The organism is Novosphingobium sp. 32-60-15 (genome assembly GCF_002280675.1).
GTDB lineage: Bacteria > Pseudomonadota > Alphaproteobacteria > Sphingomonadales > Sphingomonadaceae > Novosphingobium.
In genome coordinates this window covers 1-15,543 of the sequence record NZ_NCEN01000012.1, presented here as the reverse complement: position 1 = coordinate 15,543, position 15,543 = coordinate 1, and the positions used below count along the sequence as shown (strand labels likewise).

9 protein-coding genes and 1 pseudogene are annotated in these 15,543 nt (G+C 59.5%); 4 read left to right on the top strand and 6 right to left on the bottom strand.

Going from position 1 to position 15,543, the window contains the following annotated elements:
• Positions 1 to 107 precede the first annotated feature (107 nt).
• Positions 108 to 3,467 (top strand): PAS-domain containing protein, encoded by a 3,360-nt coding sequence (locus B7Y89_RS10305; protein WP_292938228.1) that lies wholly within the window; start codon positions 108 to 110, stop codon positions 3,465 to 3,467.
• On the opposite strand, the gene B7Y89_RS10300 is transcribed toward B7Y89_RS10305, so the two are convergent.
• Both B7Y89_RS10300 and acs read right to left on the bottom strand, forming a co-directional pair.
• On the bottom strand, positions 3,441 to 4,067 hold the full coding sequence (locus tag B7Y89_RS10300) for a response regulator transcription factor (RefSeq protein WP_292938226.1): 627 nt from the start codon (positions 4,065 to 4,067) through the stop codon (positions 3,441 to 3,443). The genes B7Y89_RS10305 and B7Y89_RS10300 overlap by 27 nt on opposite strands.
• Before the next feature lie 146 nt (positions 4,068 to 4,213).
• Complete coding sequence (gene acs / locus B7Y89_RS10295; protein ID WP_292938224.1) at positions 4,214 to 6,163, bottom strand: acetate--CoA ligase; 1,950 nt, start codon at positions 6,161 to 6,163, stop codon at positions 4,214 to 4,216.
• Positions 6,164 to 6,339: 176 nt separating this feature from the next.
• Between acs and B7Y89_RS10290 the strand changes: the two genes are divergently transcribed.
• The 3 genes from B7Y89_RS10290 (at position 6,340) to B7Y89_RS10280 (ending at position 11,434) form a co-directional block, all read left to right on the top strand.
• The gene (locus tag B7Y89_RS10290) at positions 6,340 to 7,749 is read left to right on the top strand and encodes a DcaP family trimeric outer membrane transporter (RefSeq protein WP_292938223.1); all 1,410 of its coding nucleotides are present in this window, start codon (positions 6,340 to 6,342) and stop codon (positions 7,747 to 7,749) included.
• Between the two features lie 12 nt (positions 7,750 to 7,761).
• The gene (locus tag B7Y89_RS10285) at positions 7,762 to 9,471 is read left to right on the top strand and encodes an MFS transporter (protein WP_292938222.1); all 1,710 of its coding nucleotides are present in this window, start codon (positions 7,762 to 7,764) and stop codon (positions 9,469 to 9,471) included.
• 79 nt (positions 9,472 to 9,550) lie between these two features.
• Complete coding sequence (locus B7Y89_RS10280) at positions 9,551 to 11,434, top strand: AMP-binding protein (RefSeq protein WP_292938221.1); 1,884 nt, start codon at positions 9,551 to 9,553, stop codon at positions 11,432 to 11,434.
• 85 nt (positions 11,435 to 11,519) lie between these two features.
• On the opposite strand, the gene B7Y89_RS10275 is transcribed toward B7Y89_RS10280, so the two are convergent.
• The 4 genes and pseudogenes from B7Y89_RS10275 to B7Y89_RS10260 form a co-directional block, all read right to left on the bottom strand.
• Positions 11,520 to 12,149, bottom strand: coding sequence for a hypothetical protein (locus B7Y89_RS10275; protein ID WP_292938220.1), 630 nt, complete (start codon positions 12,147 to 12,149; stop codon positions 11,520 to 11,522).
• 172 nt (positions 12,150 to 12,321) lie between these two features.
• Positions 12,322 to 13,854, bottom strand: a complete 1,533-nt coding sequence (locus B7Y89_RS10270; protein ID WP_292938218.1) for a hypothetical protein — start codon at positions 13,852 to 13,854, stop codon at positions 12,322 to 12,324.
• Between the two features lie 43 nt (positions 13,855 to 13,897).
• The gene (locus B7Y89_RS10265) at positions 13,898 to 15,274 is read right to left on the bottom strand and encodes a tetratricopeptide repeat protein (RefSeq protein ID WP_292938216.1); all 1,377 of its coding nucleotides are present in this window, start codon (positions 15,272 to 15,274) and stop codon (positions 13,898 to 13,900) included.
• Positions 15,275 to 15,457: 183 nt separating this feature from the next.
• Positions 15,458 to 15,543: pseudogene (locus B7Y89_RS10260) on the bottom strand (IS5/IS1182 family transposase); the annotation flags it as partial.

Sequence of the window (15,543 nt, the reverse complement as noted above, 5' to 3'; positions counted from 1 at the left end):
ATCCCCGGTTCGTTGCGGCTGGTCTGCAATCTCGTGAATTGTTCACTTGCGCGGTTGGGGCGAGGCAGCAATGCTGATCGGATGACTCCGCCAAAGAACCCCTGACCATGACCGCTAGCCTGGTTGCTTTGCTGGCGTTGGGCCTGCTTGGCGTTTTGTTTGTCGTGGCAAACGGGACAGAGCGGCGGACCGCTTCGCTGCAGGCCCATCCGCGTTTGCGCCATGGGGCCTATACGCTGGCGCTGGGCGTGTATTGTTCAAGCTGGACGTTTTATGGTGCGGTTGGAACGGCGGTCACCGAGGGTTGGAATTATCTGCCGATCTATCTGGCGCCAGTGGCTTTGCTGTTGCTGGCTCCCGGGTTTTTGCGGCGATTGGCCGAGGCGGTGCAGCAAGAGCGGGCATCGACGATATCGGATTTCATTGCTGCGCGGTTTGGCCATGATCTGGGGGTTGCGCGGCTCATCACCATCATCGCGCTGTGTGGCACTGTCCCGTACATTGCGTTGCAACTGCGTTCGATGGGCACGGCGGTTTCCGTGCTTGCCGGCAGGGATTTGGCCATTCCGGTGATGGCGGGGGCGGCCGGTTTTCTTGCCCTGTTCGCGATCCTTTTCGGGGCGCGGCGCTATGAAATTGCCGGTCGCAGCGAAGGGCTGGTGTTTACCGTAGCTCTGGAATCGCTGATAAAACTTGTGGCGCTCGCGCTTGTCGGCGCGTTTGCAGTCAGCGTAATCGCAGGCGCATCATCGGCAGATCTGGGCCGTGCCTCACAGGTGTTGGCAGACCAGTTTTCACCATCACACCTGACGCTTGAAACATTTGTCATCGCGCTCATTTCCGCATTTGCCATCATCGCGCTGCCGCGCCAGTTCTATATGGGGCTGGCTGAAGCGCATTCGCCCGGTGATCTGCCACGTGCTCGCTGGGGTGTGTCGCTCTATGTGATCATCATGGCGCTGATGATCATGCCCATCGCGCTTGGCGGGCTTGTGGCGCTCCCGGCAGATGCTTCACCCGACAGCTTCGTCCTCATGCTCCCGGCAAGCAGTGGAGCCAGCGCGATTGCGATTGCGGCCTTGCTCGGGGGGTTAAGCTCAGGCGCGGCGATGGTTATCGTCGATGCCACGGCGTTGGCGACGATGGTGTCCAATGACTTGATCTTTCCGGCTTTGTTGCGCGGTGAAAGTGGTCGTGCGGCGGATGATCTGGGTAAGCGGATGTTGGCTGTTCGGCGCGCCGCCATTGTCGGTGTGGTTGGTCTTGCGCTGCTGTGGGCCTTGCTGGTTGATCCGGCGCGGTCGCTGGCGTCCATCGGGCTAGTGGCGTTTGCGGCCATGGCCCAATTCGTGCCGCATCTGCTCCTAGCCGTTGCAGCGCCGGGCCGTGATGCACTTGCCGCCCGCGCCAGTTTGCTGACCGGGCTTTGCCTGTGGCTCTATACATTGGCCCTACCGCCCATTCTGCCGCTGGGCTGGGCCAATGCGCTTGCCGGCACGATCATGGATCCCGTGCGGTTGCTGGGCATTGGTCACGCATCGCCGTTGGTGCATGGCGTATTGTGGAGCCTTTCGGCCAATCTTGCCGTCCTTGCGTTGACCACCGCCGGGCAACGCCAGGCCCCGCGCTTGCCACGGTTCGTCAGCCCCAAACGCCCGATCGGCAATATGGGTGATCTTTCAACGCTTACCGCCCGGTTTGTTGGCACTGAACGCGCTGCGCAGGCCTTTCCGGAAACACGCCATGCCCAGCCGGTAGACCCTGCGGCGGCACGTTTGGCGCGGGAATTGATTGCCGGCGTAGTGGGCAACTCATCGGCGCGGGCGCTGGTGGCTTCAGCCTTGGCGGGCGGGCGGATGAGCCTTGAAGAGGTCACGCGGCTGCTGGATGAAAGCGGTCAATCGCTGCGCTTTTCGCGCCAATTGCTGGCCGCCACCTTTGAGAACTTGCAATCGGGTGTCAGCGTGATCGATGCCGATCTCAATCTGGTGGCATGGAACAGCCGCTATGTTGACCTGTTTGGCTATCCGCCGGGCATGGTGCGGATTGGTGTGCCGATTGCCGACTTGATCCGGTTTAATGTGGAGCGCGGCAATTTTGCCTGGACCCCTGATGAAGAGGTGGCAAAGCGGCTGCGCCATTTGCGCATGCGCAAGGCGTATCAATCAGAACGCGTAAAAGCTAATGGCCAAGTGATAAAATCGGTCGGCGGGCCAATGCCGGGCGGCGGCTATCTGACATCGTTCTCCGATATCACCGATGACGCGGCGGTGCGCGACGAACTGAAACGCACGCTGGACGAATTGGAACAGCGTGTTGCCGACAGGACGCAGGAGTTGCGCGAAGCGAATAACCGTCTGGCCGATGCGGGACGCGACAAAACGCGGTTTTTGGCAGCGGCCAGCCATGATCTGCTGCAACCCTTGCACGCCGCGCGGTTGTTCAATTCTGCGTTGGAGCGGCAATTGGCAGGGCCTGCCAAAGCGCTTTCTGCGCGGGTTGACCGGTCTATCGTCGGTGCCGAAGAGCTGCTGCGCGCCTTGCTTGATATATCCAAGCTGGACGCAGGCGGCATTCAGCCCAATCCTGAACCGGTCGCGCTTGGCGTGCTGCTGTCCGACATTGCAGATAACATGCGCCCGCAGGCCAATGAAAAAGGGTTGGTGCTGCGCACAGGACCATTGACCGGCGTGGTTTTGACCGACCCCGGATTGCTGCGGTCCATCCTGCAAAATCTGGTTGCCAACGCTGTGCGCTATACCGTGGATGGCGGGGTCCTGATCGGGGTCAGGCACCGCGGCGAATTTCTGCGTATCGATGTTTACGACACGGGCGTGGGTATCCCTGCTGACCGCCAGCGTGATGTCTTTGCTGAATTTACCCGGCTGGGGCAAGTTGAGGCCGAAGGGCTTGGGTTGGGCCTTGCGATAGTCGAGCGGATAGCACGGTTGCTTGGCGCGCGGATTGAACTGGCATCGCGGGCAGGGAAGGGCAGCCGCTTCAGCGTGCTGTTGCCTGCAGGGCAGGGCAACACGCTGCAAGATGCCGTGGCAGTTCCTTGGCCCACGGCTGTGAAATCTCCGCTCAATGTCCCGCGAACGCTGCGGGTGTTGGTGGTTGATAACGAGCCAGAGATTGTGGCCGCGACAATGGCGTTGGTGGAAGCACTGGGGCACAGTGCAACGGGTGCGGCCAATATTGCATCGGCGCTTGAACAGGCGCGCGATGCAGATGTGCTGCTGGCTGATTATCACCTTGATAATGGTGAAGATGGCTTGCGGCTGATTGATCTGGCGCGCAGCCGCAATCCGGTGCTGGCCGCAGCGCTAGTGACCGCTGAAAATGGCGCGGCACTGCGCAATCGCGTCAGGTTGGGGCGGATTGCCTTGTTTGTGAAGCCTGCCGATCCACAGGCCATTGGCGCATTTCTGGCCGAGGTATCACATCGCCAGATCAAGCCCGAGTGAACGGGCGACCAGCGCGGCCTGTGTGCGGTTCTGCACGTCCAGCTTGCGCATGATCGCGGTCATATGCGCTTTGACCGTCGCCTCGCTCATCCCCAGATCATAGGCGATCTGCTTGTTCAATTTGCCGTTGAGGACGCAGAGCAGGACTTTCAACTGCGTCGGCGTCAATCCTGCAACCTCGCGCCGCACTTGTTCTACAGGTTCTGTGGAAGCAGCCCTGGGGGCCGAACCGCCGTATAGAGCTTGTCTGATGGCATCTTCGATCCGTGAAAGGTCGGAATCCTTGCGCAAGAAGCCTACAGCCCCGAACGCCCGTGCCTCTTCGGCCACCAGCGCGCCTTCCGCGCTCGACACTACCAGAATGGGCACATCGGGCTTTTCGGCATGAAGCAGCGCGATGCCTGAAAAACCGATGGCGCCCGGCATTTTAAGATCGAGCGTGATCAGCGCCAGATTATCAGCCTCAGCCGCCGCTTTGGCAGCCGCCGCCAGCGTCCCTGCTTCAATGATGCGCGCAGATGGCGCAGCGCTTGCCACCGCCACGGCCAAAGCCTGACGGAACAGCGGATGGTCATCGGCGATCAGGATCGTTTCGTTCACACCCCTCCGATCAGGCCGGATATTTTGCATATCAACTACGGCCTGTTGATTTGCAGGGTATCGGTTACACAGGGAACGGCAAGGGTGTTGTGGGGCAACATGGCATTTGCCCCCGCAAACACCCTTAATACGCCGTCCAATATCCTCTAGACGCCCGCCAGATGTGGCCTGTTGGCTAGCAGGTTGTCCACTACGCCAGGGTCAGCCAGCGTTGATGTATCGCCAAGGTTCGAAACATCATTCTCGCCGATTTTCCGCAAGATGCGGCGCATGATCTTGCCCGAACGGGTCTTGGGCAAACCGGGGGCGAACTGGATCACATCAGGCGTGGCAATGGGGCCGATTTCATGGCGGACCCACGCGATCAGCTCTTTGCGCAAAGCCTCGTCAGGCTCAACTTCAGCGTTGCAGGTGACAAACGCATAGATGCCTTGCCCCTTGATATCATGCGGCATTCCGACGACCGCAGCCTCGGCAACCTTCTGGTGGGCAACAAGAGCACTTTCGATTTCGGCCGTGCCCATGCGATGGCCCGAGACGTTGATGACGTCATCGATCCGTCCGGTAATCCAGTAGTAGCCATCCTCGTCACGACGACAGCCGTCACCGGTAAAGTATTGGCCTTTGAACGTGCTGAAATAAGTCTGGAAAAAGCGTTCGTGATCACCCCAGACGCTACGCATCTGGCCGGGCCAGCTATCGGTCAAAACCAGACAGCCATCGGTTGCACCTTCCAGCAAGTTGCCTTCTGTATCAACCAGTTCAGGCGTTACACCAAAGAAGGGACGTGATGCTGAACCCGGCTTGAGCGCGGTCGCGCCGGGCAGGGGGGTGATCATCGCGCCGCCGGTCTCGGTTTGCCACCAGGTATCGACAATCGGGCACCGGCTATCGCCCACGACCTTGTGATACCACTCCCATGCTTCGGGATTGATCGGCTCGCCCACCGATCCCAGCAGCCGCAAAGATGCGCGGCTGGTTTTCTTCACCCATTCATCGCCTTCGCGCATCAGGGCGCGCAGGGCGGTGGGGGCGCCATAAAAAATCTCGACCTTGAATTTGTCGACCACTTGCCAGAAGCGGCTGGCATCGGGGAAATTGGGAACGCCTTCGAACATCACCGTCGTCGCGCCGTTCATCAGCGGACCATAGACAACATAGGAATGACCGGTCACCCAACCGATATCAGCCGCGCACCAGTAAATCTGGCCGGGTCGGTAATCGAACACATATTCATGCGTCATCGATGCCCACACGGCGTAGCCGCCGGTGGTGTGGAGCACGCCCTTGGGTTTGCCGGTGGAGCCAGAGGTATAAAGGATGAACAGCGGGTCTTCCGCGCCCATTTCCTCAGGCGCGCATTCGGCAGATTGCTGTGCGGCAGCGCTTGCCCAATCCACGTCGCGGCCTTCAACGAAGCCCACATCTGCACCCGTGCGGCGTAGCATGATGACGGTATCCACGCCGGGGCAATGGGTCAGCGCTTCGTCTACATTGGCTTTCAGCGGCACTTTGCGCCCACCGCGCAAACCCTCGTCCGAGGTGAGTACCACGCGGCTGTCGCAATCGCTGATGCGGCCAGCCAAGGCATCGGGGCTGAAGCCTGCAAACACGATGGAATGGATTGCGCCAATGCGGGTGCAGGCGAGCATCGCGACTGCAGCCTCGGGCACCATGGGCAAATAGAGCGTCACCCGCTCACCCCGCTTAACCCCGCGCGATTTCAGCAGGTTGGCAAAACGGCAGACGTCTTCGTGCAACTGGCGATAGGTAATCTCGCGGTGTTGTTCGCCAAGGCCATCGGGCTCCCACAGGATCGCAATTTCGTCGCCGCGCGTCGCCAGGTGGCGGTCAAGGCAATTGGCAGAAAGGTTCAGCGTGCCATCTTCAAACCAACGGATGCCAAAGTCAGCTTCGTTAAACGAGGTGTTCTTGACCTTGGTGAACGGTTTGATCCAGTCCAGTCGCTTGCCATGTTCAGCCCAGAACGCGTCAGGGTTCTCGACCGACTGGCGATACATGGCGTTGTAGCCTGCTTCGTCAACCAGCGCGCTCTCTGCCCATTCAGCCGGGACCGGATAAACTGCTTTGCCCACGTCAGGCTCTCCTCTTTCAGATTCTTCTCTTATGCCCCAGCCTACCGCAGACCGGCGCGGCGCGGCGACTAGACAAAGGTCGTAGATATAAGACCATCCTCTGTCTGGCTGGCAAGCCCCGTTCAAGCGAATGTCCCGGCAGGATGCCTCGTAAAGCAGGTGCCGGGAGAGGGAATATGCTTGGATACCGTCGGCGGACGTCTGCCCTGTTATTGGCAGCCACTGCCCTGACATTACCGATTGCCGCAAATGCAGCTGCCCCGACGCAGCGCGAAACTGAACTTGAAGCGCGCCTTCTGCGGCTTGAAGGAGAAATGCAGGCGCTCAAATCCGATCTGGCGCAGGCCAAGGCGGCTTCGGCCAACAATGATGGCGCGCAAGCCGTCGAGCTTGCCAAAGCGGCCGAAGCCAAGGCCGATGCTACTGCCGTCAAAGTGGCCGCGCTTGAAGCCAAGACACAGCCTGACGGTTTCAAGGTGGGCGCTACCACCTTCAAGATGGGCGGCTTTGTCAAAGCGGTTGGCAGCGTCACCCGCTTCGGCAATGGTGAGCTGGCCGGTGGATCATTGGGCAAAGAATTTTTCCTGCCGCAGCAAATTCCGGTCGGCGGCAGTGCCAGCACCGACGTAATCGGTCATGCACGCCAGACCCGCCTGTTCTTTTCCGCAGCCACGCCGGTCAGCGGCAAGGAATTGAAGGCGCATATCGAATTTGATTTTGCGCTGGCCGCAGCCCCTTTGGGCGCGCAACGTGCCACCAACGCCTATACGCCAACCTTCCGGCGCGGCTTTATCAGCTATGGCAATTTGCTCATCGGACAGGAATGGACCACGTTCCAGAATGCCAGCCATTTGCCAGAAACCACAGATTTTGTGGGGCCAATGGATGGCTCCATCTTTGTGCGGCAGATGATGGTGCAGTATCGCCAGCCGCTGGGTGGCGGGCTTGACCTTTATCTGGCGGCAGAAAATCCGCAGACCGAAACGATCACCTCAACCTCGGCAGCGATGGTTGACAACGATCAGGACCGGATGCCCGATTTCATCGCCAAACTGGCTTATAAGGACAAGACCAAGGAACTGCACGTTGCAGGCCTTGTCCGTTCGGTATCGGTGCATAGTGCAGGCACAGGTGACAGTGCGCTTGGCTGGGGAGCAACGGTCGGCGGCAAAATCCTGTTCGGGCCTGATTTGCGCCATGATATCCGATTTGTGGCTTCGGGCGGGCGCGGGATCGGGCGCTATTTCACCGTCGGCTATGCGCCTGATGCCATTTATGATCGTGCAGTCGCAGACCGGCTCAATCTGGTCGATAACGTCGCGGCCTGGGCTTCGGTGAAGCTGGGATGGACCGCAACGCTGCGTTCAACCTTCATGGCGGGCTATCAGCATGCCGGTTATCCCGGCGCCATCGGTACGCCCGCACTTGCCAACGTCGAGGCGTGGAGCGTTGCCGGCAACCTTTTCTGGTCGCCGGTGCGCAATCTGGATTTCGGGATAGAATATCGTCATGCCCTGCGCGAAGTTGCCAGTGGCCTGACCGGAACGATGGACCGCGTCGAACTTGCGGCTAAATATACATTCTAAGGGAGAGGCCCAATGGCAACCGTTGAAGGCACCGTGCCGATAAAAGAGCCGGTCAAGCATAACGAAAAGCTGATTATCACCGCGTCGTCGCTTGGCACGGTGTTCGAATGGTACGATTTCTATCTGTACGGACTGCTGACCGCGATCATAGCGGCCAAGTTCCTGACCGGCCTGAACCCCACTACATCGTTCATCATGGCGCTGCTGGTGTTTGCTGCGGGCTTTATCGTGCGTCCGTTTGGCGCGCTGGTGTTTGGCCGGATCGGCGACATGGTAGGTCGCCGCTACACCTTCATCGTAACTTTGCTGGTGATGGGGCTTTCCACCTTCCTCGTCGGCTGCCTTCCCACCTATGAAACCGTCGGCGTTGCGGCACCCATCATGCTGGTAGTGTTGCGCATGTTCCAGGGCCTTGCCCTTGGTGGCGAATATGGCGGCGCGGCGACATACGTTGCCGAACACGCCCCTGCTGGCAAACGCGGGCTGTACACAAGCTGGATCCAGATCACGGCGACAGCAGGGCTTGCGATGGCGCTGCTGATCGTGATCCTCGTCCGTTCGCCCGTTACCGGCGTTGGCGAAGAGGCGTTCCGCGATTGGGGCTGGCGCGTGCCTTACCTGCTTTCGGGCGTATTCCTGATGATCGGTTTGTGGCTGCGTCTCAAGTTGCATGAATCGCCGGTTTTCCAGAAAATGAAAGACGAAGGCACGTCATCAAAGCGTCCGTTGACCGAAGCATTTGGTGAATGGAAGAACCTGAAGATTGTGTTCATCGCATTCTTTGGTGCCATCGCTGGTCAGGCCGTGGTATGGTATACGGGACAGCTTTATGCGATGTACTTCCTTGAAAAGATGCTCAAGGTTGATGGCCTTTCAGCCAATACGCTGATCATCATCGCGCTGGCTCTGGCAACCCCGTTCTTCCTCTTCTTCGGCTGGCTTTCAGACAAAGTGGGCCGCAAGAAGATCATCCTGACAGGCTGTGCGCTGGCATCGCTCACGCTGTTCCCCGCGTTCCACATGTTGACCGAAGCTGCCAACCCGGCGCTGGCACGTGCGCTTGCCACGGCTCCTGTCAAAGTCATGGCTGATGCTGGCGAATGTTCATCGCAATTCGATCCTGTCGGCGGCAACAAGTTTGACACCACCAGCTGCGACATCGTCAAGAATGCGCTGGCAAAGGCAGCTGTGAATTACGAAAACGTCGAAGCCTCTGCCGGAACCGTGGCATCTGTCACCATCGGCGGGAAAGTCATCACGGCGCCCAATCCGGCCTTGCTGTCAGGTGACGACAAGAAAGCCGCGATTGCAGCCTTTACCGCGCAAGTTGCCGGAACGCCTGCCAAGGATGGCAAGCCTGCGGTGATGGGTGAACTTGAAAAGGTCGGCTATCCCGCCACCGCCAACCCGGATGAAATCAACAAGCCACTGGTCGTTGCGATCCTGTTCTACCTCGTTCTGCTGGTGACCATGGTGTATGGTCCGATTGCGGCCATGCTGGTGGAATTGTTCCCAAGTCGCATACGCTATACCTCAATGAGCCTTCCCTATCACATCGGCAACGGCTGGCTTGGTGGACTGCTTCCGGCAATCGGTTTTGCAATGGTCGCAGCCAACGGGGATATCTACTACGGCTTCTGGTATCCGGTAATCGTGGCGGCGGCGACGTTTGTCTTCGGGCTGTTCTTCCTGCCTGAAACATTCAAGCGCGCGATTGATTGACGCAAACTTTGGTCGGGCTGGCGCGGCGCGCTGGCCCGATCCATATTTTCAGCAACACAACAACATTCCGGGTGAGGTCATGAGCGAAGCCTATAGCAACGCATGGCAGGCAAGCATTAACCAACCAGAGCACTTCTGGTCGCAAGCGGCGCAGGCGGTGGACTGGATTTCACCGCCTGTGACCACTTATGATCCGGTTCAAGGCTGGTTTGCGGGCGGCACGCTGAACACTTGCCAAAACTGCCTTGATCGCCATGTGGCGGCGGGGCGGGGTGATGCACCTGCGCTGATCTATGACAGCCCGGTAACCGGCACGATCAGCCGCTATTCCTATGCCGAATTGTTGGAGGAAACTGGCCGCGTGGCAGCCATGCTGGCCTCGCTTGGTGTGGCTGCAGGCGACCGCGTGATCATTTACATGCCGATGATCCCACAAACGGTTTTCGCCATGCTGGCCTGTGCGCGGTTGGGTGCCATCCATTCGGTCGTGTTCGGCGGGTTTGCCGCGCTGGAACTGGCCAAGCGGATTGATGATGCCACGCCCAAAGTGCTGCTCGCCGCATCATGCGGGATCGAAGGCACGCGCACGATTTCATACAAGCCGATGGTCGATCACGCCTTGGAACTGGCTCACCATCAGGTTGATCATGTCGTTGTCTTCCAGCGTGATCGGGAACAGGCCGATCTTACAGGCGCGCGCGATCTTGATTGGGACCAATTGCGCACCGCCACTGCCGCTAATCCTGTGCCCTTGCCGGTTGCGGTTGCGGCATCTGATCCGCTCTATATCCTTTACACATCCGGCACCACCGGCACGCCCAAGGGTGTTGTGCGGGATAATGGTGGCCATGCCGTGGCGCTCGCGTGGTCCATGCGCAATATCTATGACATCGGCGTGGGCGACACGTTCTGGGCAGCGTCCGACGTGGGTTGGGTCGTGGGGCACAGCTATATCGTCTATGGTCCCTTGCTGGCCGGGGCGACCACGGTTCTGTTCGAAGGCAAGCCCGTCGGCACGCCTGATCCCGGCACGTTCTGGCGCACGATTGTTCGCCATGACGTGAAGACATTCTTTACCGCGCCCACTGCCATCCGTGCCATCCGCAAGGAAGATCCGGACGCGCTGTTCCTCAAGGAAATTGGCACGGGCCAATGCCGCGCGGTGTTTCTGGCAGGTGAACGTGCTGATCCCGACACGATCGGCTGGCTGGAAGAGCATTCGGGACTGCCGGTGATCGACCACTGGTGGCAAACCGAACTGGGCTGGCCTGCAATCGCATCGTGCGTTGCGCTGGGTGATCTGCGGCGAAAGCGCGGGAGCGCCGGGTTCCCTGTGCCCGGCTATGCCTTTGCCGTGCTGGATGAAAGCGGGCACATGGTTCCCACCGGCAGCAGCGGCGCGGTTGTGATCAAAGAGCCATTGGCACCGGGCGCGTTCCGGACGCTGTGGAACAATCACAGCGGCTATGCGCGTAATTTCGCAACCTTTCCGGGCTGGTATGAAACAGGCGATGCGGGCTTTATTGATGACGAAGGCTTCGTCCACATCATGGGGCGCACCGATGACATCATCAACGTGGCTGGCCACCGCTTGTCCACCGGCCAGATGGAGCAAATCGTCGCCAGTGTCGATGGCGTGGCCGAATGCGCTGTGATTGGCGCAGATGATGCGATCAAGGGCATGGTGCCGGTCGCATTTGTCGTCCCACGCGCCGGATTTGATGGCGATGATACGCTGGAGCGGCGGGTAATTGCGGCGGTGCGCGAAGAGCTAGGCGCTGTTGCCGCGCTCAAGACTGCATATGTGGCCACGCAATTGCCCAAGACGCGCTCAGGCAAAATACTGCGGGTGCTGTTGCGCAAGATTGTCAGCGGGCAGGAATGGACCGTTCCGCCGACAATTGACGATCCTGCGGTGCCAGCGACGTTGGCAACATTGGTTGCGCAGCATCAACATGCCTGATCTGTGTCGGTGATGCGCAAAGGCCAAAAATGACCCCGCCGAAGCGGGGCCATTGACAGGTTCTGTTATAGCGAAATCGCAATAATCAGCGAGCGCGCGAGGCGTTGTGGCCGCCTGCGCTGTACAGGACTTCTTCGATGCGCTCTCGCGATAGCTCTTGAACGTCAACGGTGACCAAGACACCCCGGCCGTTCATCCGCTCACCATAATACGAAGCATCATCGTCGCTAACGCCGTGCGATTTCAGCGTTTCGTTCAGCGTTCCCAATGCTGCGCCGGCAACTGCACCGATGGCAACGGCGCTGGGTACGGCGGCAGCGGCAATGGCGCCTGCTGCCACCAGCGGACCGACGCCCGGTATGGCAAGCGCGGCCACGCCAAGACCAGCGCCAAGCGCACCGCCACCCAAAATGCCCCGGAGCAAACTGGTGTGCTCTTCATCCACCACATCGCCGTCAGCATTTGCTGTGGTGGTGGTGCCGCGATGTTGGGTGATCAGCGATAGGTGTCCGTCGGTAACGCCCATGCTGCGTAAAGAGGAAACGGCATTGCGGGCTTCTTCATCGGTATCGAACATGGCCGAGACGATGCCGCCTTGATGCGTGCGGCCCATCGCGATGGCGGGCCTGTCCGAGCCATCGCCATACAGGCTTGGCTGCGTGCCGGTTGTGCCAAAAGTCTGGTCCTGCAGGCCGTTAAGATTTTGATTGTTCATAGTGCTCTCCATGGGCGCTTAGGACAGACGAGAGCTTGCGCCCGTCGTGCTGCCCGATGTCCATGAACAACGAAAATTGGCTTTTGTTTCAGGAGTTAACGCAACGTCGGCCAAGGCGCCCCGGACGAAAGCCGAAACGCCAACGGCACAGAATTCTGACAGCCTTTCCCGTTTAAAAAGCCGCTTGCAGGGCCAGCATCAGCACGTTGCTTTGCGCGCTGCTGTCAGACCACGTGCTGCCATCGGTAAAGTTGCCGCCCGATACAAAGTTCAGCGGGGCAAAGCCGTTTACCCTGATGTATTCGCCGCCCAGATCGACACTGGGTGACAATCGGTGCGACAGGCCGACGACAAGCTGGTCCTGACGCTGCCACGGTGCCCCTTCAGGCCCTGCGATGAACTTGCTGTATTCCACACTGACGTTGCTTCCGCCTTCCAGCACCGGCATCAGATAACGCCCCCCAACAGTAAAGGCGGTAACCCTTGATGCGGCAAATTGGGACAGCGGATTGCGTGGATCGGGAACCTGCGTGCCCGGCCATACTTTGGTGGTGCGGGCCAGTTCACCAATCAACCGCAACCGGCCCATATCAAGCTGGCCATAGGCCGACCATGCAGGGACATTGTCCGCGCACGGGTTGAAGTGGAACACCGGATAACCCTGGCAATAAGCAGACCCATGGATGTAGCTGCCGCCAACGCGCAAAGTGCCGGTATCGTTGAACGACAGCGTGTAGCTGCCATCAACCGTGAAGTTGTTCACCTTGGCCGGAACCGCAGTGCCATCGACCGGCGTATTGGCTGACCGGAATTGCGCTCCGCCCATCAGCGCCATCACCCGCACGTTCACGCCATTACGTGAATATCCCACTTGCCCGCCATAGGCGAGCGGGGCGAATGCGTGCCAATTGGTGGAATTGGTGAAGGGGCTGACGGTGTCCTGCAAGCCGAATGGCACGTCCATTTTGCCTATCGCCACATAGAACGGCGATTTGGCAAGGTTGCCTACCATCACATAGGCCTTGCGCACTTGCACCTGATTGCGCGCCAATGCTGTCAACGTGCCCGAAGCAAAGCTTTGCTGCGGATCATAGAGCATTTCGACATAACCGGTGACATAGTCTTCGGGCAGGAATGTCGCTGCAAGCTGGGCGCTGCTGACGGCCAGGTCCTGTGTGGCTTTGGTGCGCTGGTTATTGGGCGTCGGGTGACGCATCAGATAGCCGAACTTGTCTTTGCGGTTTGAAAACTGCGCATTGGCAATCACGGTAACGCCGCCGCTGAGGGTGACCATATCGGTCAACTTGCCATCGCGCCGCGCATTCAACTGCATCAACAGGCGCTGGTTTACGCCTTCTGCGTGATCGAGAATGGCATAGCCGTATGCCGGGTTGATCCCGACGACCGAACTATTGCGAACAGCGCGCTGTGGTTCGACAGAGGCTGCACTTGCGGTCGCCGCCGGTGCCTGTGCCGGGGCGAGCATCGGCGCAGGCGAATATGGCGTTACTGGCTCAACCGCCTGTTCGGGCGCATTGGAGCTGCGCAAATCGCGCACTTCGGCCTGCAGCTTTGCGTTGGCCGCCTCAAGCCGCTCCAGGCGTTCAACCAGCGCCTTCACATCGCCGGCATCGCTTGCGGCAAGAGCCGGGGAGGCAGCGACACAAGCCCAGGTTATCAGGCTGGCACTCGCCAGGAATTTCACGCGAAAGTTATCCTTGGTTCGGGACATTGTCTGTTCTGCCTGATCAGCGCGCGGCAACGGTGGCGTTGGCCATTGCGCGGTAATGTTCGGAAATTTCGGGATTGCCGGGCATGGTTTGCGCGGCTTGCTGGACCAGTGTCTTGGCCTCGACCAAAGAGCCGCCAGACTTGAACAGTGCCCAGCCTAGCGTGTCGACCACGATCGGATCCTTAGGGGCCAAAGCCATCGCCCGCCGTGCCAGCGGCACCGCCTCGGCAGCGCGCCCTTGTTCAATCAGCACACTGGCGGCGTTGTTCAGCAGGATCACATTGGTGGTAGCAGGATGGGCGCGCAACAGACCGGCATAGATCTTTTCGGCCTGTGCCCATTCGCCACTGCGGATTGCCTTGTCAGCGGTCACCATATCGCGCGCCAGCGGATCGCCTTGGGCCAATGCAGCCCCGCGCGCTTTATAGGCCGCTGCTGATGGCAGACTGAGCGTAGTTGCCAATTGCGTGGCCAGGCGCAGCGTATCGTCATTGGCATTGGCGGCATCGGCCAGCGGTTGCAGGACTTGCCATGCTTCCTGCGTCGATCCGACCTTTTGCAGCGCGGTTGCCAGCACAAAGCGCGCGCGCCCATCCTCGCCGCCGGTTGAAATGAACCGGCGCAAAAGGGCGATTGCCTGTTCGTTCTGGCCGCGTTTGGCTGCGACCAGACCGGATAGCATCGCGGCTGGCGGGAAGTCTTTAAGATCGCTCATCCCTTGGAGGATCTGGTTCGCCTTGTCAGTATCGCCTGCATCGTACGCAAGTTGTGCCAAGAAGAAGTTGATCGGCCTGCTACCGCCGCCCAGTTGATCTGCTGCATTCTTCAGCATGGTTTCAGCTTCGGCACGCTTGCCCTGATCATAGGCAATCGCAGCCTTGCCCAACAGGGCCGTTTGATGTTGCGGACGCAGCGCCAGCACGGCATCGAACCTGCGCACGGCTTCGGCAAAGTTGCGCTGCTGCATTGCCACGCGCCCGGCAAACAACAATGCGTTTATATCCTTTGGCGCAAGTTCAATTGCTCGTACGGCTTGGGCTTGCGCGTGTTTGTGATTGCCGTTTTGCAGCGCGCGCGTACCATCCAGAACAAGCAAATCCGACGACTTGGGATAACTGGCCAGCCCTTCATCAAGCAGGGTGTTTGCGCGGTCACTTTGCCCCTGCAGCAGATGCGCCGAAACCGCACCGGCATAGGCCAGATCGCTTGAAGGCTTGCCAGACCCCAGGACGTCGAGCGCCTCGCGTCCTTGGCCCAGCATCAACAATGCTTTGGCCAGCAGCGGCGCTGCACGCTGTGCGTATTGCGGATCATTCAGCAGTTTGCGGAATTCGGTTTTTGCAAGTTCAGGGTTTCCCGCCTCCAGCGCAATCCGTGCGTTCAGGAAGACCAACGCCTGATTCGAGGCTCCTGCTTTCAGGGCATTGCGAATGTGAATCTGGGCGCCTGCAATGTCGCCCTCGTTAAGAGCGGCCTCGGCTTTGTCCGATTCTGGAACAGAATCTTTAGAACACCCAGTTAATGCAAGAAAAACTGCAGCAAGAGTGATGTTAACCAGTTTCATTAGGCTCAGGACTCATTGCGGCAGCCAGAAGATGACGATTGCGGCGATGCAGATAGCGGACATGAATGTGTGGGCGCAGCGGTCGTAGCGTGTGTGGA

Excerpts from the sequence above, each read along its gene's own strand:
- B7Y89_RS10305 (WP_292938228.1), top strand. The coding sequence starts at position 108 with ATGACCGCTAGCCTGGTTGCTTTGCTGGCGTTGGGCCTGCTTGGCGTT.
- B7Y89_RS10290 (WP_292938223.1), top strand. The coding sequence starts at position 6,340 with ATGCTTGGATACCGTCGGCGGACGTCTGCCCTGTTATTGGCAGCCACT.
- B7Y89_RS10285 (WP_292938222.1), top strand. The coding sequence starts at position 7,762 with ATGGCAACCGTTGAAGGCACCGTGCCGATAAAAGAGCCGGTCAAGCAT.
- B7Y89_RS10280 (WP_292938221.1), top strand. The coding sequence starts at position 9,551 with ATGAGCGAAGCCTATAGCAACGCATGGCAGGCAAGCATTAACCAACCA.
- B7Y89_RS10275 (WP_292938220.1), bottom strand. The coding sequence starts at position 12,149 with ATGAACAATCAAAATCTTAACGGCCTGCAGGACCAGACTTTTGGCACA.